This window comes from Arthrobacter sp. Y3223151 (assembly GCF_059091125.1).
Genome location: NZ_JBNHGI010000002.1, coordinates 279,328 through 296,665 on the forward strand (window position 1 = coordinate 279,328; position 17,338 = coordinate 296,665).

A 17,338-nucleotide genomic window follows, 5' to 3' on the forward strand; every position below is an offset into this window, starting at 1 on the left:
AAGGGCGAAATTCAGCACCCTTACTAATCTCCCGGGGCTCCCCTGGCAATGAACCGGATGACGACGGCGGAGAGCAGCACCACCGCCGCGCAGATGCCGGCCGCAATCGCGGTGCCTTCGTCGACCAGCCCGCCGTCCAGACGTCCGACGGCGATCCAGGCCAGGCCCCAGGTGGTCGCCAGTGCAGGCGCAAGCCGGCCGCGGCTGTAGAGGGCGGTCCCGACCCCGACCGCCGCCGCGACGGCAAGCACGATGGCGGACAGCAGGGTCACCGGCAGCCCCACGCCGTCCAGCCCGGACGCCGCGAGGACGGCGGAGGTGTTGGCGACCGTGGCCACCGTGACCCACCCCAGGTACAGCCCGAAGGTGCCGTCGGTGATCAGGCTGTCCAGCCACGAGCCGGACGTGGACCAGACCAGCAGCACGAGGATGCGCGCCAGCACCGCCAGCAGGACAATGATCACGATCAGGCTGAACACCAGCAGGCCGGCCTGCACCACCCAGATCCAGGCGGCGTTCAGGAGCATGGCCGCCACGGCCCAGGGTCGCAGGGCGGCGTGCCGTTCCGACTGCCGCTGTGCCGGCAGCAGTTGCCACACCGCGTAGGCCAGCAGGCCCAGGTAAATGAGCGACCAGATGCGGAAGGCGGCCGAGGCCGGGGCCAGCGGCGTCGAGTCCTCGTTCAGCCAACCCCCTGCCGCCTCCTGGATCGGGGTCCCCATGAGCGCCCCGCTGCCGAGAAAGGCGGCGGCAATGGCCACCAGGGAACTGGCCAACACCAGGATCGGCACGGCCGGCCGTGTCCTCGTCTCCGTTTGCTGCTGCATGGTTCCTCCGGCTGTCGACGGATGTTCGGGTGCGCTGCGGGACCTTCCTGTCGTTACCGGAGGGACGGCTAGGTATCGAGGGTGCCGCGGACGATGCTGACGCTGGAGTGCTCGGGGTTTCCGTCCAGCGGTTCGTCCGAGACGTCGACGATGGGGAACTGCGACAGGTCCAGCCCGTCCGGGATGGCGAACCTGCCGGTGTCCGAGTCCATCACGCCGAGGCTGACCAGGGCGGACAAATCCGGCGCTATCAGCCACACCTCCTGGTATCCCTGTGCCTCGTTCTCGCTCAGCCGGATCTCAAGTTCCCTGGTGCCGTTGGCTTCCACTACCCGGGCCGTTCCGGTGGCCGCGTATTGCTCCAGCGGTTCCAACTGCGCCTGCGCCAATGTGGCAGCGTTGCGGGTGACGCCCCAGGAGATGCCGATGGCGGCAACAATCACCACCGCGGCCGCCGCGGCCAGCCAGGCGGGCAGGTGCCGGGAGGGCAGGCGCCGGGAGGACGGAGGCCCGGCGGGGAGGCGTCGGGAAGCGTTGGGCTTGCCAGACACCCCCCGCGCTGAGATGGTCCGGGATGGTCGGCGGCCCGCCGGGGTGGTTTCCGGGTGACCCTGCAAAGGGTCCGCGGCCAGTTCGGGGGACAGCGCGAGTTCCCTGTGAATGGTTTCCCACACCGCCGGGCCGGGCGACTTTAGGGTTGGTTCGGGGTTGGCCCTGGCCGCCTCCACCGCCCGGCGCAGCGCTTGGTACTCCTGGGCGCACTGGCTGCAGCGGCGCAGATGGTCCCTGTCGGATGGGTTGCCGACGGCGTCGTCCAGCGCCAGCAAGCTGATCAGTTCCGGTTCAAGATGCTGCATGGTCGACCTCCAATCGGCTCCTCAGGTGGTGCAAACTGCGATGAATATGGCTCTTGACGGTACCAACGGGAAGGTCCAGCCGGTGGGAGATCTGCTCGTGGGTCAGATCCTCGTAGAACGCCAGGCGCATGATGGATCCCTTAGGTTCACCCAGCCGCTCCAGCTCATCGTCCAGCAGCAGGCGGTCCGCGAGGATTTCCGGCGACTGGGAGTCCCGGGCGAATTCGGGGTCGGGCATGACCGCCGAAACGGCCCGGAGTTTGTGCTGCTCCCGGGCGGCGGAGGAATACGCATCGGCGATGGCGCGGCGGGTAATTCCCACGATCCACGCCGGCAACCGGCCGAGCGCGGGATCGAATCCTTCCCGGGATCGCCACGCCCGGATGAAAACTTCCTGGGTGATATCGTCCGCCGCGGAGGCGTCCCGCAGGGCCCTGGAGGCCAGCGTGTGGACGAGCGGGGCCAGGTGCCGGTAGGCCTCGGCGATGGCAGCCTCTTCACCGGCGGCGAAGGCTGCGTCGATGTCCGTATCCCACGCGTCGAAAGGATGAGGTACCAAGCCTGCGTCCTTCCGGCTGGTCGGAGGAAACGCCACGCGAACAGTTGTTGCGGGACCGGAGAAGTCAGTCGGGAACTGCCGTGACAACCACATTGTGGCTGTAATCCTCTCGCGCGTCCAGCCATTGGCCGCCGCAGGTGACCAGCTTGAGCAGCGGTTTTCCATCACGGCGAAAGATGCCGTTTCCGTCGAAGTCGTCCTTATCCATCAGCGCGACCTCGGTGACGCGGTAGGTCACGGGATCGGCGGCAGCCCGTTGCACCGTGATGCGTGCGCCCTGCTCGAGCTGCCTCAGTTCGGAGAAGGGAGCCAGGCCCGCCAGGGTGTCGACGTGGGCCGCTATCACCGCGGTCCCCGTCCGGTCGCCCGGCGCGGCACCGTAGCGGTACCAACCCGCCTGCTCCACCGACTCGGGGATCTCCAAGGCGTTATCCGTATTGACGCCGACGTCGACGACGCGCACATCGATTGACGTGCCGTCCACGAGCAGTCGGGTGGGCGGGGCCTCCTCGCTGCCGGCGGTCAGTGGCGCGGCCAGCCGCACCGGAATGTCCGCAGGGTCCGGGATTTTGTCGGCCGGCGGGGCGGCGGTTTCGCGGGGCAGGGCGGGGGTTTCGGAAGGTGCCGGGGAGGCGGCCGGAACCAGCTGCCGGCCCGCGGCCGGCTGCATCGGCGCGGTACAGCCGGTGGCGGCGATCAAGACACCGCAGCACAGTAGCCCTGCGCGGGTGCCCATCGTCGTCGGTACGGTTGCCATGATTCTTTCCTCGCGGAGTGGTGTCGGTGTCGGTGCGGAAACGATGGTTGCCGGCGGCAAAATGGAAGCCGCCGGAGGGATGGAAGCCGGCGGCGCCCCGGGCTGGCGCCGCCGGCTTCTTTTCAGACCCGTCGCAGTTAGTCGGTGGTGCGAACCGCTTGCCTGCGACGGGCGACTACGCCGGTGCCGAGGAGCAGCAGCACTGCCCCGCCGGCAACCGCGGCGATGGTGTAGTCCGGGCCGGCCTCAGCAGCCGCGCCCGACATGCCGCCCGGCACTGCGCCCGGCGCGGAATGCAGTCCTTCGATGTTCTGCACCGCAAGGGCCAGGTTGCCGTCATCCAGGCTGCCCCAGGCGTAGACGACCGTGTGGGTGCCCTCCGCCACCGGCACGTCGGCCGGCCCGATCACCGGTTCGGTGGTGCCCGCCGCGGCTACCGCCGCGGAGATGGTGCCCGGGTCCAGGGTGAGGGTCTGTTCGTCCGGGTTGGACAGGCCCTGGATCACGGGGGACCCGCCGGCCAGCACGTCGACGGCGGGGGCGGCGGCCGTGTGGCGCACGGTCAGCTTGCCCTTGCCGGCGTCAATAGCCGAGACGTCGTTGGTGAACAGGTTCGCCGTGGGATTGCCCTCGGCGTCCAGGTTGGCCACGGCCGTGTAGTTGCCGCCGCCCTCCAGTTGGACATCCACCGGGCCAATGGCGGGGCTGTCGGCGTTCTCGGCGTCCGAGGCGGTGATGGCCAGCGAGTACGCGCCCGCAGGCAGTGCCAGCGGTCCGGCCAGGTCGCCGGGAGCGAAATCATCCAGCGTCCGCTCGCCGTTCACCCACACGTCCACCGTCAAATCCGGGACGCCGTGCAGGACCGAGAGTTGGGCTTCCTGTTCGGCCGCCTGGGCGGGACTTGCCACGCCGAGTGCCAGAAGCCCCAGGGCTGAAACCGTAACGATGCTCTTACGCATTTTGTTCTCCTTCAACGGCCCGGGTGCTCCGGGCTGATCGGTGCTTACACCCCTACTACTGTCCGGGCAGGGTGTTTGGATGCACTTTCATGGAAAATTTTTTTGCCGGCACCCCTCCCCTCCCCCTGGAGGCACCGCCGTCGTACTTCCCGGTTGAGTGCAGAGCCGCCGGAGACGCTAAGTTTTTCCTATGGCTACGGAAGACCGCGTTAACGAACATTCAAAGGGCCGGACCGAAACCTTCGAGGAGAAGCTGGACCGGAATTGGAACGAACTGCTGCAGGAGCTGCGGGTGATGCAGACCGGCGCGCAGATCATCACCGCGTTCCTGATGACGCTTCCCTTCCAGAGCCGCTTCAGCGATCTGGCCCCGTACCAGGTGAGCCTGTACATCGCGCTGTTGGTGCTCGCGGCGCTCATGACCGGGGTGATCCTGACGCCGGTGGCGATCCACCGCCAGCTGTTCGGGCTGCACCTCAAGGACGCGACCGTGGCACACGGGCACCGGATCGTGAGGGTCGCGGTGCTGGGGATCGGGCTGCTGGCCACCGGCTGCGTGGCGTTCATCGTGGACGTGATCGCCGGGGACATCCCTGCCCTGGCGGTGGGCGGCGGCGTGCTGGCGTCGATGTTCTTCCTGCTGTGGATCCTGCCGTACCTGCTGCAGCGCGGGCTGCGCGGTGCAGAGCCGCGCTCCCGGGACTGAACTGCCGCGGGGCTTTCCCGCTCCTTAACCCCGTGACAGGGCCCGCCGCGGGTGGAAGCATGGCGACATGGCCACTCCACCGGAACCGACGCCGCAGCTGGTGCTGGTCACCGGCGCCACCGGCTACATCGGCGGGCGGCTGGTTCCGCGGCTGCTGGCCCGCGGCTACGCCGTCCGCGTCCTGGTCCGTTCACCGGGCAAGCTCGCGGCGGTTCCATGGCACGACGACGTGGACATCGTTGCCGGCGACCTCGCCGACGCCGACGACGCCAAGCGGGCCTGCGCCGGCGTGCGGACCGTGTTCTATCTGGTGCACTCCATGGCCTCCGGGACCGACTTTGAGGAGCGCGAACTGGCAATAGCGCGCACGGTCGCGGCCGCCGCCGCCGCGGCCGGGGCGCAGCGGATCGTCTATCTGGGCGGGCTGCATCCGGAGAACGTCGAGCTGTCCCGCCACATGCGTTCGCGCGCCGCCGTGGGCCGGGCGCTGCTGGAAGGCGAGGTGCCGGCGGCGGTCTTCCAGGCCGGCGTCGTAATTGGCTCGGGTTCCGCCTCCTTCGAGATGATCCGGCACCTGGCCGAAAACCTGCCGGTCATGCCGGCGCCCAGCTGGGTGCGGCGCACCGTGGAGCCGATAGCGATCAGCGATGTGCTGCACTACCTGGAACGGGCGCCGGAGCTGCCGGCCGGGCTGAACCGCACCTTCGACATCGGCTCGCGGGAACGGATCACCTACGCGGGGCTGATGTACGGATACGCGCGCGAGGCCGGGCTGGCGCGGCGGCTGATTTATGCCCTGCCGATTCCGGCTCCCGCGCTGGCCGGCTGGTGGGTGGCGCTGACGACTCCGATACCGCACGCCATGGCCGTGCCGTTGGTGGAGTCACTCCAGCACGACGCCGTCTCCGCCGAGCAGGACATCGACCGCTACATCCCGCCGCCCGAGGGCGGGCTGACCGGGTACCGCCGCGCGGTGCAGCTGGCGCTGGGCAAGATGGCCAGCGGCGAGGTGGAAACCAGCTGGACCAACGCCTCCAACAGCCCGCCGTCGGACCCGCTGCCCAGCGACCCGGAGTGGGCGGGCCGCACCGTCTTCGTCGACGCGCGGGAACGCGGCTCCGCCGTTGCCGCGGATGACATCTGGCGGGTGATCCAGGGAATCGGCGGGGACAACGGCTGGTACTCGTGGCCCGCGGCCTGGGCCATCCGGGGCGTGCTGGACAAATTGGTGGGCGGCGCCGGACACAACCGCGGCCGGCGGCACGCCGACCGGCTCAGCGTGGGCGACGCCGTTGACTGGTGGCGGGTGGAGGCCATCGAGGACGCGCCCGAGCGCCGGCTGCTGCGGCTGCACGCCGAGATGAAGGTGCCGGGCCAGGCCTGGCTGGAACTGTCGGTGGTCCCGGCGGACGGCGGCAGCATCTACCGGCAGCGCGCCATCTACTTCCCCACCGGGCTCTCCGGAAAGCTCTACTGGTGGCTGGTGCTCCCGTTCCACGGGCTGATCTTCCCCTCCATGGCCCGCAACATCATTCGCCGCGCCGCCGGGCTCGGGGCTGGCGGGGGTGGGGCTTCCGCGGACGCGGCATACAAACTCGGGGTCGCCGGACTCGGGGCTGCCGGACGTGGGGCTGCCGGTGACGCGACAACCGGCAAGCGCTAGAGTGCCCACCATGACAAAGCGACCGGAGGACGTGCCCGCCGAAAAGTACCGGCGCCCCGCCGGCCTCGACGACGCCACCCTCGAGGCCCTGGGCAAAATCTCCGAGGCACTGGAAGCAGTGGAACACGCCCGCGGCCTGCTGTACGGCTTTCACCGGCTCACCGGTACGGCCGACCTGGCGCTGGGCGAGGCAGTGCAGCTGCTGCGCAAGGCCGGACACCATGAACTGGCCGAGCGGGTCGATCGGGAGATCGTGGGCCGCAACGTCATCGAGGGGCATTGGACGTTCCAGATCATCGACGAGTACGACGAGATCTACTACGGCCCCTTCAAGGAGCTGGAGCGGCAGGCACGTGAAACGCTGGCCGGCGGCCGCAAGCACCTGTTCGAAGCTTCCATGAAAGAGGACCGGCGCACTCACGGGCTCCGTAACCACGAGGCAAACGCCCCGGGCCAGCGCGACGCCGGCGCCTGATCCCGGCCGGCACGATCCCGCAAGCGACTTCCAGGACCGGCCTTCACGCCACGACGTTCGCCGTCGGCTGCCCGCTACGCTTGCGGGTGCACAACCGCCAGCGGCAGCCGGCCGCAGTCCAGCACGACCAGTTCGCCATTGTTGTACCGGTCGCCGCGGGGCGGCACCGTCCGCGGGCGGCCCGTCGCGGGCGGACCGGGCGGGCTTTTCGGATCTCCGCCTCCCCCTGTCGCCGGACCGGACGCCGGCACGGCACCCGGTGCCAGCAGCGTGCCGGCAGCCAGCTGGGCGTCGGCGGAGACCACCACCCGGCCGGCACGGTTGACCAGGGCTGCCGCCGGGTGCAGTTTCTTCAGGGCCGGCAGCAGCAGCGGTTCCAGCGATTCGACAAAGACGTCGGCACCGGCCACGCCGACGCGCCGGTCCCCCACCGCGACCGGGACCGTCATGGTCATGGTGTATTCGTCGGTGCAGAGGAAGTCCACGTAGGGTCCGGTGACATGCGGCAGTCCGGTCTCCATCGGCTTGGTGAACCATTCACGGCGCATATAGGCGTCGGATGCCGAAGCCAGGGCGGGCAAGACCAGCCGCTCCATGCTCTCGCCCTGCCACCAGGCCATGTGCCAGGAAGCGTCGGCGACTGCGTGGGCAGCGGCCACAAAGCCGGAGCCGACCACGGGCCATCGCCCGCTCCCCACCAGCGCAGCGGCCATCGGCTGCATGGTCGCGGTGATCTGCTTGCCGCCCGGCGGCCGGGCCGGGTCCTCAAACAGCCCGGCCAGGGCGGGCACCCACGCGTTCACTTCGGCCAGGATGTCTTCGAAGAATCCGGTGACCTCGGCGAGCGGATCCGCCGCACCTGCTGGTGCCGGTTCGGTCATGGCGTTCATCCCGTCCTCCTTCGGGCGGTAGCGGGGGTCGGGCCGGCGGGCCGGTCGGTCAGCCGGGCGTGTTCATCGATCAGCGCCGCCAATCCGGTCTGGATCTGCGCGCTCACTGTCTCGCGCGCCGTCGCGGCATCGGCGGCGGCAACCGCATCGGCAATGCGATCGCACAGCTGCACCATCGCGGCGTCGAACTCTGCGTCCTCGTGCAGCACCGACAACAACGGACCAAAGTCCTTGTAGAGCCGGACAAATTCACGCGTCAGCCGCGCCGACTGGCTCAATGCTGCCAACTCCAGCAGGAAATCGCCGACGACGGCTCCGCCGGTGCCTGTCGAACGGGAAGCATGCAGGATCCGGCGCAGCATTTCAGCGTCGTCGGGATCCGCAAAATCCGCCGCCAGTTCGGCGGCGGTCGCCGCAATGGCACGGTAATGGATGGCCAGGTCGCGCAGCTCCACCCGGCTCATCCGGCCCAGGCGGTCGCGGACCAGTTCCGCACGCCGTCCGGTGGGGACGGTGACGAAGGTGCCTCCGTCGCGGCCCCGCCGGGTGGCCACCAGCCCGCGGGACCGCAGGCCCACCAAGGCTTCCCGGGCCGTCACGGTAGCCACGCCCATGGAGGAAGCCAGCTCGGCCTCGCTGGGCAGCCGGTCGCCGTCGGCCAGCACACCCGCGGCAATCCCTTCCAGGATCCGGTCCTCCACGCGCTGCGCCTTGCCGCCCTCGCCCAGCGGGGCGAAGACCGCGGCGAGCAGGCGCTGGCGCGGCGGTGAGTCCTTGGGCATGCGTCGATCCTTCCAGACGGACCGTCCGCAGGGCTGCAGGACGCGGCGGAGGGCCTACGCCCGGAACGGGCCGTCACAAGAAATCTACACGATGTGACCCGCTTTACATTTAACCTCTGGTTTCATAGGTTTAGGCAAGACGATGTAGTCCACGCCACATCAGCCCTTCCTGAAAGGACCCAGCCGTGCAAGCCACAGCCACCTCCGCAACCACCGCGCCGGACAGCACGGGGGCCTCCGCCACGCCTGCCATCTCCCTGCAGCAGGTCGCGAAGACCTTCGGCGACTTCACCGCCGTCAAAGGGTTGGACCTGGACATCCGCCAAGGCGAGTTCTTCTCCTTGCTGGGCCCCTCCGGCTCCGGGAAGACCACCGTGCTGCGAATGATCGCCGGCTTCGAACTCCCCAGCTCCGGCCGCATCGACCTGGCCGGCCGCGACGTCACCCGCAAGGCGCCGTTCGAACGCGACGTCAACACCGTGTTCCAGGACTACGCGCTCTTCCCGCACCTGAGCGTGGCACAGAACGTGGAGTACGGGCTCAAGCTGCGCAAGACGCCCCGGAGCGAGCGCCGCAGGCTGGTGAACGAGGCGCTGGAGATGATCCGCCTGCCCCGGGTGGCCGACCGGCTGCCCTCGCAGCTCTCCGGCGGGCAGCGCCAGCGCGTTGCCCTGGCCCGGGCACTGGTCCTGCGCCCGCAGGTACTGCTGCTGGACGAGCCACTCGGCGCGCTGGACAAGCAGCTGCGCGAACAGATGCAGGTGGAACTGAAGCAAATCCAGCGCACCGTGGGCATCACGTTCGTCTTCGTGACCCACGATCAGGAAGAAGCGCTCACGCTCTCGGACCGGGTCGCCGTCTTCAACGAAGGCGTGGTGGAGCAGGTGGGCACGCCCGAGGATCTGTACGAACGCCCCGGCAGCAGGTTCGTCGCCTCCTTCCTCGGCAACACCAACCTGGTGGAGGGTGCGCTCGCCCGGCAGCTCACCGGCTCCGACGCCCTGCTGAGCATCCGTCCGGAGCGCATCCACATCCGCCGCCTCGACGAGCCGGTGGAAGCCGGGCTGTCCACCGTGGAAGCGGAGATCGAGGAGGTCATCTACACCGGCCCCTCCACCCGCTACGTGGCGCGCACCGGCGTCGGCCAGACCCTGATTGTCCAGGAGCAGAACGATTCCCGTGCCTCCGGCGCCGGGCGTGGCGACCGGGTCCGGCTGCAGTGGTCCTCCCGCTTCAACTACACCGTCTAGACCTGCACCACCAGCACTACGCACCCTGAAGGAAAGGTACTCCATGAAGATCACCAAGGCACTGCCGCTGGCGGCACTCGCCTCGCTCTCGCTGGTCCTGGCCGGCTGCGGCGGCTCCGCTCCCGCCTCGTCCGCCGGCGGCGGCATCCAGGTCCCTGACCTCCCGGCCGCCACCGAGGTGGGCGAGTCCGAGGGCGAAGTCAACATCATTGCCTGGGCCGGTTTCGTCGAGGACGGCTCCACCAACCCCGACGCCGACTGGGTCACCGAGTTCGAAAAAGAGACCCAGTGCGAGGTCAACCGCAAGGTCGGCGCCACCAGCGACGAGATGGTCCAGCTGATGCGCACCGGCGAGTACGACCTGGTCTCGGCCTCCGGCGATGCCTCGCTGCGCCTGATTGCCGGCGGCGACGTCGCCCCGATCAACACCGACCTGATCCCGAACTTCGGCCACATCGTGGACGGCCTGAAGGGCCAGATCTACGACACGCTCAACGGCAAGACCTACGGCGTTCCCATCGGCCGCGGCGCCAACGTCCTGATGTACAACACCGAGGCGGTGCCCGAAGCCCCCGACTCGTGGGAAGCCACCTGGGACCCGAACAGCGAGTACGCCGGCGAGATCATGGCCTACGATTCGCCAATCTTCATCGCCGACGCGGCCCTCTACCTGATGGCCACCCAGCCGGACCTGGGGATTACCAACCCCTACGCGCTGGATAAGGAGCAGCTGGCCGCGGCGGTGGAACTGCTCAAGACCCAGAACGGCGTCGCCGGCGAGTACTGGAACGACGCGCTCAAGGCCGTCTCCTCCATCTCCTCCGGGACCGCGTCGCTGGGCACCGGCTGGCAGGTCATCGTGAACATCGCCCAGGCCGACGGCGGAAAGGTTGAGTCCGTGCTGCCGAAGGAAGGCGCCACCGGCTGGTCCGACACGTGGATGCTCTCCGCGCAGTCCAAGAACCCCAACTGCGCCTACCAGTGGATGGACTGGGCTTCCTCCGCCGAGGTGAACGCCAAGATGGCGCAGAACTTCGGCATGGCCCCGGCCAACGCGCTGGCGTGCGAAGGCTCCAAGAAGAACGAGGAGCACTGCGCCACCTACCACGCCACGGACGAGGACTACTACAAGCAGGTGTGGATGTGGACCACCCCGGTGGAGCAGTGCATTGACGGCCGCACCGACGCCACGTGCACCAACTACCAGGAGTGGACCAAGGCCTGGACCGAGGTCAAGGGCTAGTCCCTCCCTCCAGCACCCCTCCCCCATGGCAGGGGCGCGCCGCGCGGTGAGCACCGCCGTCGTGCCCCTGCTGTGGAGGGCGCTCCTCAGCACGACGCCGGTGTCCCCACCGGCCGTGCACACGCATCCTGATCAGCACGCATCTGAAGGAGGAACGGCGGGCAGGCCCGCCGGAAACCACCATGGCAGCACCAACGATCGAACCGGAGACCGCGGCCGGCAGTGCCCCGGCGCCGGGCAGCGAGCGCAGCGGACTGGGCGACCGGATCTCCCGACTGTTCTACGCCCGGCCCAAACTGCGGCTGACCGCGCTCCTGACCCTGCCGCTGGCCTGGCTGGGCGTGCTGTACATCGGATCGCTGATCCTGTTGTTCATCACCGCTTTCTGGACCACCGACTCCTTCACCTCTAAGGTGATCCCCGCGTTCACCGTGGAGAACTTCGTGGAGATCCTCACCGTGCCGGCCTATCAGTTCACCGCGCTGCGGACCATCGGCATCGCGCTGGCCGTGACCGTGCTGTGCGCCGCGCTGGCGCTGCCGCTGGGACTGTACATGGCCAAGGTCGCCTCGCCGCGGATGCGCGCGGTCCTGGCCATCGGCATCACGCTGCCGCTGTGGGCCGGATACCTGGTGAAGGTGTTCTCCTGGCGCATCACGTTCTCCAGCGGCGGCCCGCTGGACTGGCTGCTGGCCCCGCTGGGCATGACCGGGCCGGGCTACGGCACCGCGGCGCTCGTGGTCACGCTGGCTTACCTGTGGTTCCCGTACATGGCGGTGCCGGTGTACTCGGCCTTCCGCCAGATCCCGGACAACCTGTTCGACGCTTCCTCCGACCTGGGCGCGAAGGCCTGGTCCACTGTGCGCACCGTGGCCGTCCCGCTGTTGAAGCCGGCGTTCATTGCCGGCTCCATCTTCACGTTCTCGCTGAGCCTGGGCGACTACATCGCCGCGCAGTTCGTCGGCGGGAAAACGCAGGTGATCGGCACGGTGATCGCCTCCAACATCAACCTCAATCCGCCGCTGGCCGCCGCCTTCGGCACCGTGCCCATTGTGGTGGTTGTCCTGTACCTCTTCCTGGCCCGCAAGTCCGGCGCCCTCAAGCAGCTTTAGGAACTTCACCGATGAGACTCTCCTCCTCCGCCAAGGTCACCCTGCGCCTGTTCGCCGGGCTGGTGATGGCCGCCATCTACCTGCCGCTGCTGCTGGTGATCGTCAACTCGTTCAACGCCACCACCTCCGGCGCGTTTCCGATCACCGAATTCACCACCCGCTGGTGGGAAGCCGCCTTCCGCAACGAGGGGGTGCGAGAGGCGCTCTGGACCTCGCTGCGCGTGGCCACGGTAGCCACCGTGATTGCCCTGGTGCTGGGCAGCATGATCGCGTTCGCGCTCTCCCGGTACGACTTCTTCGGGAAGAACACGGTCAACCTGCTGGTGGTGCTGCCCATCGCACTGCCGGGCATTGTCACCGGCGTGGCACTGAACAACACGTTCAAGACGGTGCTGGAACCGCTGGGCATCGGCCTCGGGCTGTTCTCGGTGATCGTGGGCCACGCGACCTTCTGCATCGTGATGGTGTTCAACAACGTGCAGGCCAGGCTCGGCCGGATGAACAAGGGCCTGGAAGAGGCCGCCATGGACATGGGCGCCAACGTGGTCAAGACCTTCTTCCAGGTCACCTTCCCGGGTTTCCGCTCGGCATTCGTGGCCGGCGGCCTCCTGGCCTTCGCGTTGAGCTTCGACGAGATTGTGGTGACCACCTTCACGGCCCCGCCCGGTACCGAGACCCTGCCGATCTGGATCTTCAACAACATGGCCCGGCCCAACCAGGCGCCGGTGGTGAACGTGATCGCCGCGGTACTGATCATCGTGTCGATGATCCCGGTCTACCTGAGCCAGCGGATGACCGGAGACGATAAGAAGTAGCAACAGCAGGAACGGCGCGGGTTTCCGGTTTCCGGGGCCCGCGCCGTTCGTTTAGCTGCCCGCGGCGGGTTGTGCCGCCACCGTTGCGGCCAGGCCCAGTTCGTCCTCGCCGAGGTCCGCGAAGTAGGACTCGACGGCGGCACGGTCCACCTCCGCGAGCGTGGCCGGGTTCCACCGCGGATTGCGGTCCTTGTCGATCACCTGGGCGCGCACGCCCTCGGCGAAGTCCGGGGCAGCAACCAGCCGGATGCCCAGGCGGTAGTCCTGGTCCAGCACCTCCTCCAGCGTCTCCATTTTGCCTGCGCGGCGGAGGGCCTCGAGCGTGAGCTTCACGGCCGTGGGCGATTTCAGGGCGATCTCCTCGGCTGCGGCCTGTGCGGCCGGGACCAGCGAGTTCCGCAGGGCGGCGAGGATCTGCTCCGCGTCGTCGTATGCGTAGCACTCATCGATCCAGTGGCGTTCCTTGTCCAGGTCCGACGCCGGGACGTCCGTGTGGGAGAAGGCCGCCATGGCCTCGATGGCGGGGGCTTCGGCGAGCGCGGCCGCCAGCGCCGGCAGCTCGGCGCTGTCCACGAAGTAGTCGGCCAGGCCCATCACGATGGCGTCGGCTCCGGTCCCGGTGCCTGCGGTCAGCGCGAGGTGGGTGCCGAGCTCCCCCGGTGCCCTCGAGTACAGGAAGCAGCCCCCGACGTCGGGAATGAACCCGATCCGGGTCTCCGGCATGCCGACCTTGGTCCGCTCCGTCACGACCCGGTAGGACGCGTGTGCCGACACTCCGACGCCGCCGCCGAGCACCACGCCGTCCATGAACGCCACGATCGGCTTCGGGTAACGGGAGATCAGCGAATTCATCCGGTACTCGTCTTCCCAGAAGAGCTGGTCGCCGCCGTCCTTCATGTGCCGGTAGATGGCCACGATGTCGCCGCCGGCGCACAGTCCCCGTTCCCCGGCGCCGGAAATCAGGACGGTCTCGACGGCGTCGTCCTCGGCCCACTCGCGGAGGGCCGCCGTGATCGACGTGATCATTGAGTCGTTGAGGGCGTTGATCGCCTTCGGACGGTTCAGGACGATGTGGCCCAGGCGGCCGGTGCGCTGCAGCAGTATCTCGTTGGTATTCATCGCTGGACAGCCTACCCGGCGGCGGCCGCCGCGTCAGCGGGAGTGGGGCAGCTGGCGGCGGCAACCGGCTGAGGCGGGAACGGTTGAAGGGCGGCCGTGGGTGTTCGGCCTCTCGACGCCGCGAGGTGGGCAGCCTATCCTGCACGAATGACCCATCCCGACGCGGAACCGGGCACGCAGCCGCCGTCCGGAGCTCCGGAACGGGGCACGCAGCCGGCATCCGGACCTCCGGAACCGCCACTGCGCCGGCTGCCGGTGTGGGCTGTTGCGGGCTGCTGCCTGCTGCTGGGGGCCGGCCTGATGGTCCTGGGACTTGCCGCGGGAGGCGCGGTCGCGCCGCCCCTGCCGGGTCTGCCCTCGGCGGGAGCAGCGACCGCGTGGGGGCTTCCGGCGGCAACGCTGCTGGCCACCGTCGGCATGGTCCTCGCCGTCGGCTTCGCCTGCGTGGCGCTGCTTACCCTCCCCGCGGGAAGCCAAGAACTGTCGCCTGCCGGCCGGAGGCTGGTCGTCTTGGCGGCCGCGCTGGGAGCCGCTGCAGTGCCGGCCGTGGTGGTCCGCCTTTGGTTTACCGGGAGCGAACTGCTCGGCGTGCCCGTCACCCAACTGGACCCCGCGGAGCTGATGCGGGTGGTCTTGGAGGTCAGGCCCGGCAGGGTCCTGCTCTTCCAAGCAGCACTGACGGTCGTGGCGGCGGTGACCGCGCGGTTCTCGCGCACGGCGACCGGCGCGGGACTGGCGCTGATCCTGCTGGTGGCGGCCCTCGCCATGCCGCCGCTGGCGGGCCACGCCTCCAGTCACGATGAACACTTCCTGGCGGTTGCCAGCCTGGGCCTTCATGTATCCGCCGCGGGCCTCTGGGCGGGCGGGTTGGCGGGCGTGGCGTACCTGGCGCTGCAGCCACCCGACGACTTCCTGCGGACCGTGCGGCGCTACAGCACGCTGGCGCTGGCCTGCGCCACGGCGGTGGCTGCCAGCGGCATGGTCAATGCCGTGCTCCAGGTTCAGGCCCCGGCCGCGTTGGTCTCCGGCTACGGGTTCCTGGTGTTGGGCAAGGCGGCGGCGTTCGCGCTGTTGATTGTGTGCGGCTGGCTGCATCGCCGCACGACGCTGCGCGCCTTTGCTGTCCGGGAACGTGCTCCCGCCGGCCTCCCGGCCATGGCGGATCCCGGGCTGTCGGCCGGACCCGCGCCGCTGCGGCCGTTCCTCCGGCTGGCCGCCGCCGAGCTCGTGGTGATGGCGGCGGCCTACGGCCTGGCGTTAGCGCTGGCGCGGACGCCCCTGCCCTAGCTGGGCACGCGGCGTGGCCGCCTGGAACGCGGGTGAAGGCTGCCGGGAGCAGTCTCTTGGCTTAGGTCGTTCCTGGCGGGCGGGTCCACGGCTCCGGTCCCCCGTTGCCCGGGGGCGGTGTTCCGGGTGTCCCGGGTTCTTGCGGCCGGGCTGTCGGCGCCTGCGGGTTGGCGGGCCCTTGCGCTGCGGCCGGAGCCGACGGATCGACGGGCCCCTGCGCTGCGGCCGTGGCAGACGGGTCGACGGGCCCCTGGTCGAGGCGGAAGGGCGGGTACTCGTCGCGCATCAGCAAGACGTAGGCCGCCACCCGGTAGGCCCAGCGGTTGATGCCGACGATCAGGGCGAACAGCTCCTGCCGGTAGCGGCCGCTGAAGAGCAGGATCACCGCGGTGATCAGCACGAGCAAACCCAGCAGCGAGGGGCCCCACGTGGCCGGGGACGCATACGAGTCCTCGCCCCAGCCCCTGCCCCAGCCCCGGTCCCAGGCCGCTCCGGTGCCGCTGGTGAAGATGCCGACAATGAGCAGGTGCGGGATGGCCAGCAGCCACCATTTCACCAGCACGAGCCAGTGCGAGAGACGCTGCGGGTACGCCACGTCCAGGTCGGCCGGGTAGTCCGCGGCGGCCAAGGTGAATGGCGGATACCGGTCCGTGCCCAGCGCGGAGTACCCATAGAAACCCACGCGCCAGGACCAGCGCAGCACACCGACGTTGAACCAGAACCAGGACCTCGGATAACGCCCGGTGAACAGGATCACGATCCCGGCCGCGATCGTGGCCACCAGCACGGCGATCCACAGCACGGCCAGGACGATGTAATGCGGAATCGCCAAGAGCCACTTGACGAGCCACAGCCAGCGCGAGAGCCGGCCGTCCAGGAAGCCGGCCACCAGTACCGGGTAGATCTGCGTCGACCTTCCCCACCCGGCATTCCCGGCCGGCGCGGCGCCGGGGCCCTGGCCCGGGCGGCGGTACGGATCCATGCCGTCCGGCTGGCCCGGACGGGATCGATCCGGATCGATGTCGCGGCCCAGGCCGGCGGAGCCGAGCAACAGGAGGGGAATACCGATGACCAGGCCGATCAGCCCGGCGATCAACAGGCCGTTGCCGGCCGGTCCCAGCACGTCGGATCGTGCCCCTGCCTGCGCCTCCACCCACACCGGGCGGGAAGCGTCCGCGTTCATCACGACCAGTGACCATTGGCCGGGTTGCAGATCCCAGGCAATCTGCTGCGGGCCGCTGCCGGAGGTCGATTCCGTCCAGAAGTCCTGCTCGCCGGGCGGGGCCGGCACGCGGTCCCCTTCCGAGGTCACCTCGTCGTCGTCATCGAACCACGACGAGCGCCCCGGCCGGTCCCCGGTGTCGGAGCGGGAGGCGTCACCCAGCGAGGTGTAGGAGACGCCCTCCAGGTAGGCCGCCGCGTCGGAGGCCTCGGCGATGCCCACGAACACCTCTTGGTCCGGGACCACGGGGGTGACGCGCACCTGGAAACTGGCCAGGTCTCCGAGTGCCGGAATATTGGGCATTCCCGCAGCCCCGGCGTCGACGTCCACGGAAGGACCGACCAGGGCATACCCCGTGCTCTGGTACTGTTCCGTCGGCCCGGTCAGGTAGCGGCCGTTGCCCTGCACGGCGCTGGCACCCAGAATGACGGCGGCGCTGATGGTCAAGGCCAGCCCGGCGACGGTCAGCAACACGCCGAGGACCAGCAGCACCCAGTGTCCGGGCTTCATCCGTGCGGCTGGCGGCGCCGGACCGGGCGCGGGAGGCGGGGCAGGTTGGGCGGTCATGACGGTCCTTTCGCAGCGCGTGCCGGAACCGTGCCCGGATTAGGCGCCTACGGCTGGGGTTGCAGGATGCGGGCAGCCAGATCGGCGCCCAACTACCGGGTTCTCTTGCGTCAGCGCGTCAGCAATCCGCTGAGCGATCTTCAACGTCGCACCGTGGGGACTGGCAGAGGCAATCGAAACCCGCATCGTGCCACCTCCCCCTGGGTGCGCTTCCCCGTGACAGTGCATCTCCAGCGCCCGGCTCCCGC

The 17,338-nt window shown here is 69.3% G+C and carries 17 protein-coding genes; 8 read left to right on the top strand and 9 right to left on the bottom strand.

The genetic code is table 11. The features are described from left to right. Positions 1–23: 23 nt before the first annotated feature. The 5 genes from AC5RUP_RS05065 to AC5RUP_RS05085 form a co-directional block, all read right to left on the bottom strand. Positions 24–827 (bottom strand): TspO-related membrane protein, encoded by an 804-nt coding sequence (locus AC5RUP_RS05065; RefSeq protein ID WP_494153892.1) that lies wholly within the window; start codon positions 825–827, stop codon positions 24–26. A gap of 68 nt (positions 828–895) precedes the next feature. Continuing rightward, positions 896–1,684, bottom strand: a complete 789-nt coding sequence (locus AC5RUP_RS05070; protein WP_494153893.1) for an anti-sigma factor — start codon at positions 1,682–1,684, stop codon at positions 896–898. Beyond that, positions 1,671–2,243, bottom strand: a complete 573-nt coding sequence (locus tag AC5RUP_RS05075; protein WP_494153894.1) for an RNA polymerase sigma factor — start codon at positions 2,241–2,243, stop codon at positions 1,671–1,673. Before AC5RUP_RS05075 ends, AC5RUP_RS05070 begins: the two co-directional genes overlap by 14 nt. Positions 2,244–2,307: 64 nt before the next feature. Beyond that, positions 2,308–3,000 carry a class F sortase gene (locus AC5RUP_RS05080; protein ID WP_494153895.1) on the bottom strand — a complete coding sequence of 231 codons (693 nt, stop codon included), beginning with the start codon at positions 2,998–3,000 and terminating at the stop codon, positions 2,308–2,310. A gap of 137 nt (positions 3,001–3,137) precedes the next feature. Further along, positions 3,138–3,959, bottom strand: coding sequence for a DUF4397 domain-containing protein (locus AC5RUP_RS05085; protein WP_494153896.1), 822 nt, complete (start codon positions 3,957–3,959; stop codon positions 3,138–3,140). A gap of 190 nt (positions 3,960–4,149) precedes the next feature. Here AC5RUP_RS05085 and AC5RUP_RS05090 point away from each other — a divergent pair, with 190 nt between their 5' ends. The 3 genes from AC5RUP_RS05090 to AC5RUP_RS05100 all read left to right on the top strand — a co-directional run bounded on the left by AC5RUP_RS05090 (position 4,150) and on the right by AC5RUP_RS05100 (position 6,803). Beyond that, entirely contained in the window at positions 4,150–4,665 is a 516-nt protein-coding gene (locus AC5RUP_RS05090) for a DUF6328 family protein (protein ID WP_494153897.1), read from the top strand. A 67-nt stretch (positions 4,666–4,732) separates the two neighbouring features. Next, complete coding sequence (locus AC5RUP_RS05095) at positions 4,733–6,328, top strand: SDR family oxidoreductase (protein ID WP_494153898.1); 1,596 nt, start codon at positions 4,733–4,735, stop codon at positions 6,326–6,328. Positions 6,329–6,338: 10 nt separating this feature from the next. Continuing rightward, complete coding sequence (locus AC5RUP_RS05100; RefSeq protein ID WP_494153899.1) at positions 6,339–6,803, top strand: hypothetical protein; 465 nt, start codon at positions 6,339–6,341, stop codon at positions 6,801–6,803. A gap of 74 nt (positions 6,804–6,877) precedes the next feature. Here the strand turns inward: AC5RUP_RS05100 and AC5RUP_RS05105 are convergent, their stop codons facing one another. Both AC5RUP_RS05105 and AC5RUP_RS05110 read right to left on the bottom strand, forming a co-directional pair. Further along, entirely contained in the window at positions 6,878–7,693 is an 816-nt protein-coding gene (locus tag AC5RUP_RS05105; protein ID WP_494158334.1) for a cache domain-containing protein, read from the bottom strand. Continuing rightward, positions 7,690–8,475: a winged helix-turn-helix domain-containing protein gene (locus AC5RUP_RS05110; RefSeq protein WP_494154308.1), complete on the bottom strand. Its 786-nt coding sequence runs from the start codon at positions 8,473–8,475 to the stop codon at positions 7,690–7,692. The genes AC5RUP_RS05105 and AC5RUP_RS05110 overlap by 4 nt, the downstream gene beginning before the upstream one ends. 185 nt (positions 8,476–8,660) lie before the next feature. On the opposite strand from AC5RUP_RS05110, the gene AC5RUP_RS05115 reads away from it, so the two are divergent. From AC5RUP_RS05115 to AC5RUP_RS05130, 4 genes are all read left to right on the top strand, one after another. Further along, positions 8,661–9,725, top strand: a complete 1,065-nt coding sequence (locus AC5RUP_RS05115; RefSeq protein ID WP_494154307.1) for an ABC transporter ATP-binding protein — start codon at positions 8,661–8,663, stop codon at positions 9,723–9,725. Positions 9,726–9,768: 43 nt separating this feature from the next. Beyond that, the gene (locus AC5RUP_RS05120; protein WP_494154306.1) at positions 9,769–10,968 is read left to right on the top strand and encodes an extracellular solute-binding protein; all 1,200 of its coding nucleotides are present in this window, start codon (positions 9,769–9,771) and stop codon (positions 10,966–10,968) included. Positions 10,969–11,150: 182 nt separating this feature from the next. Beyond that, positions 11,151–12,080, top strand: a complete 930-nt coding sequence (locus tag AC5RUP_RS05125) for an ABC transporter permease (RefSeq protein WP_494154305.1) — start codon at positions 11,151–11,153, stop codon at positions 12,078–12,080. Between the two features lie 11 nt (positions 12,081–12,091). Further along, positions 12,092–12,895 (top strand): ABC transporter permease, encoded by an 804-nt coding sequence (locus AC5RUP_RS05130; RefSeq protein WP_494026219.1) that lies wholly within the window; start codon positions 12,092–12,094, stop codon positions 12,893–12,895. A gap of 51 nt (positions 12,896–12,946) precedes the next feature. On the opposite strand, the gene AC5RUP_RS05135 is transcribed toward AC5RUP_RS05130, so the two are convergent. Beyond that, positions 12,947–14,014 carry an enoyl-CoA hydratase/isomerase family protein gene (locus AC5RUP_RS05135; protein WP_494154304.1) on the bottom strand — a complete coding sequence of 356 codons (1,068 nt, stop codon included), beginning with the start codon at positions 14,012–14,014 and terminating at the stop codon, positions 12,947–12,949. 147 nt (positions 14,015–14,161) lie between these two features. On the opposite strand from AC5RUP_RS05135, the gene AC5RUP_RS05140 reads away from it, so the two are divergent. Next, complete coding sequence (locus tag AC5RUP_RS05140; RefSeq protein ID WP_494133601.1) at positions 14,162–15,301, top strand: copper resistance D family protein; 1,140 nt, start codon at positions 14,162–14,164, stop codon at positions 15,299–15,301. A gap of 61 nt (positions 15,302–15,362) precedes the next feature. On the opposite strand, the gene AC5RUP_RS05145 is transcribed toward AC5RUP_RS05140, so the two are convergent. After that, positions 15,363–17,090, bottom strand: coding sequence for a DUF4389 domain-containing protein (locus AC5RUP_RS05145; RefSeq protein ID WP_494158335.1), 1,728 nt, complete (start codon positions 17,088–17,090; stop codon positions 15,363–15,365). Positions 17,091–17,338: the final 248 nt, after the last annotated feature.

What these genes read in the sequence shown, in the direction of transcription:
- AC5RUP_RS05095 (WP_494153898.1), top strand. Translation starts at nt 4,733, where the DNA reads ATGGCCACTCCACCGGAACCGACGCCGCAGCTGGTGCTGGTCACCGGC.
- AC5RUP_RS05070 (WP_494153893.1), bottom strand. Translation starts at nt 1,684, where the DNA reads ATGCAGCATCTTGAACCGGAACTGATCAGCTTGCTGGCGCTGGACGAC.
- AC5RUP_RS05140 (WP_494133601.1), top strand. Translation starts at nt 14,162, where the DNA reads ATGACCCATCCCGACGCGGAACCGGGCACGCAGCCGCCGTCCGGAGCT.
- AC5RUP_RS05100 (WP_494153899.1), top strand. Translation starts at nt 6,339, where the DNA reads ATGACAAAGCGACCGGAGGACGTGCCCGCCGAAAAGTACCGGCGCCCC.
- AC5RUP_RS05065 (WP_494153892.1), bottom strand. Translation starts at nt 827, where the DNA reads ATGCAGCAGCAAACGGAGACGAGGACACGGCCGGCCGTGCCGATCCTG.
- AC5RUP_RS05090 (WP_494153897.1), top strand. Translation starts at nt 4,150, where the DNA reads ATGGCTACGGAAGACCGCGTTAACGAACATTCAAAGGGCCGGACCGAA.
- AC5RUP_RS05080 (WP_494153895.1), bottom strand. Translation starts at nt 3,000, where the DNA reads ATGGCAACCGTACCGACGACGATGGGCACCCGCGCAGGGCTACTGTGC.
- AC5RUP_RS05125 (WP_494154305.1), top strand. Translation starts at nt 11,151, where the DNA reads ATGGCAGCACCAACGATCGAACCGGAGACCGCGGCCGGCAGTGCCCCG.
- AC5RUP_RS05135 (WP_494154304.1), bottom strand. Translation starts at nt 14,014, where the DNA reads ATGAATACCAACGAGATACTGCTGCAGCGCACCGGCCGCCTGGGCCAC.
- AC5RUP_RS05145 (WP_494158335.1), bottom strand. Translation starts at nt 17,090, where the DNA reads ATGACCGCCCAACCTGCCCCGCCTCCCGCGCCCGGTCCGGCGCCGCCA.
- AC5RUP_RS05110 (WP_494154308.1), bottom strand. Translation starts at nt 8,475, where the DNA reads ATGCCCAAGGACTCACCGCCGCGCCAGCGCCTGCTCGCCGCGGTCTTC.
- AC5RUP_RS05130 (WP_494026219.1), top strand. Translation starts at nt 12,092, where the DNA reads ATGAGACTCTCCTCCTCCGCCAAGGTCACCCTGCGCCTGTTCGCCGGG.
- AC5RUP_RS05085 (WP_494153896.1), bottom strand. Translation starts at nt 3,959, where the DNA reads ATGCGTAAGAGCATCGTTACGGTTTCAGCCCTGGGGCTTCTGGCACTC.
- AC5RUP_RS05105 (WP_494158334.1), bottom strand. Translation starts at nt 7,693, where the DNA reads ATGAACGCCATGACCGAACCGGCACCAGCAGGTGCGGCGGATCCGCTC.
- AC5RUP_RS05120 (WP_494154306.1), top strand. Translation starts at nt 9,769, where the DNA reads ATGAAGATCACCAAGGCACTGCCGCTGGCGGCACTCGCCTCGCTCTCG.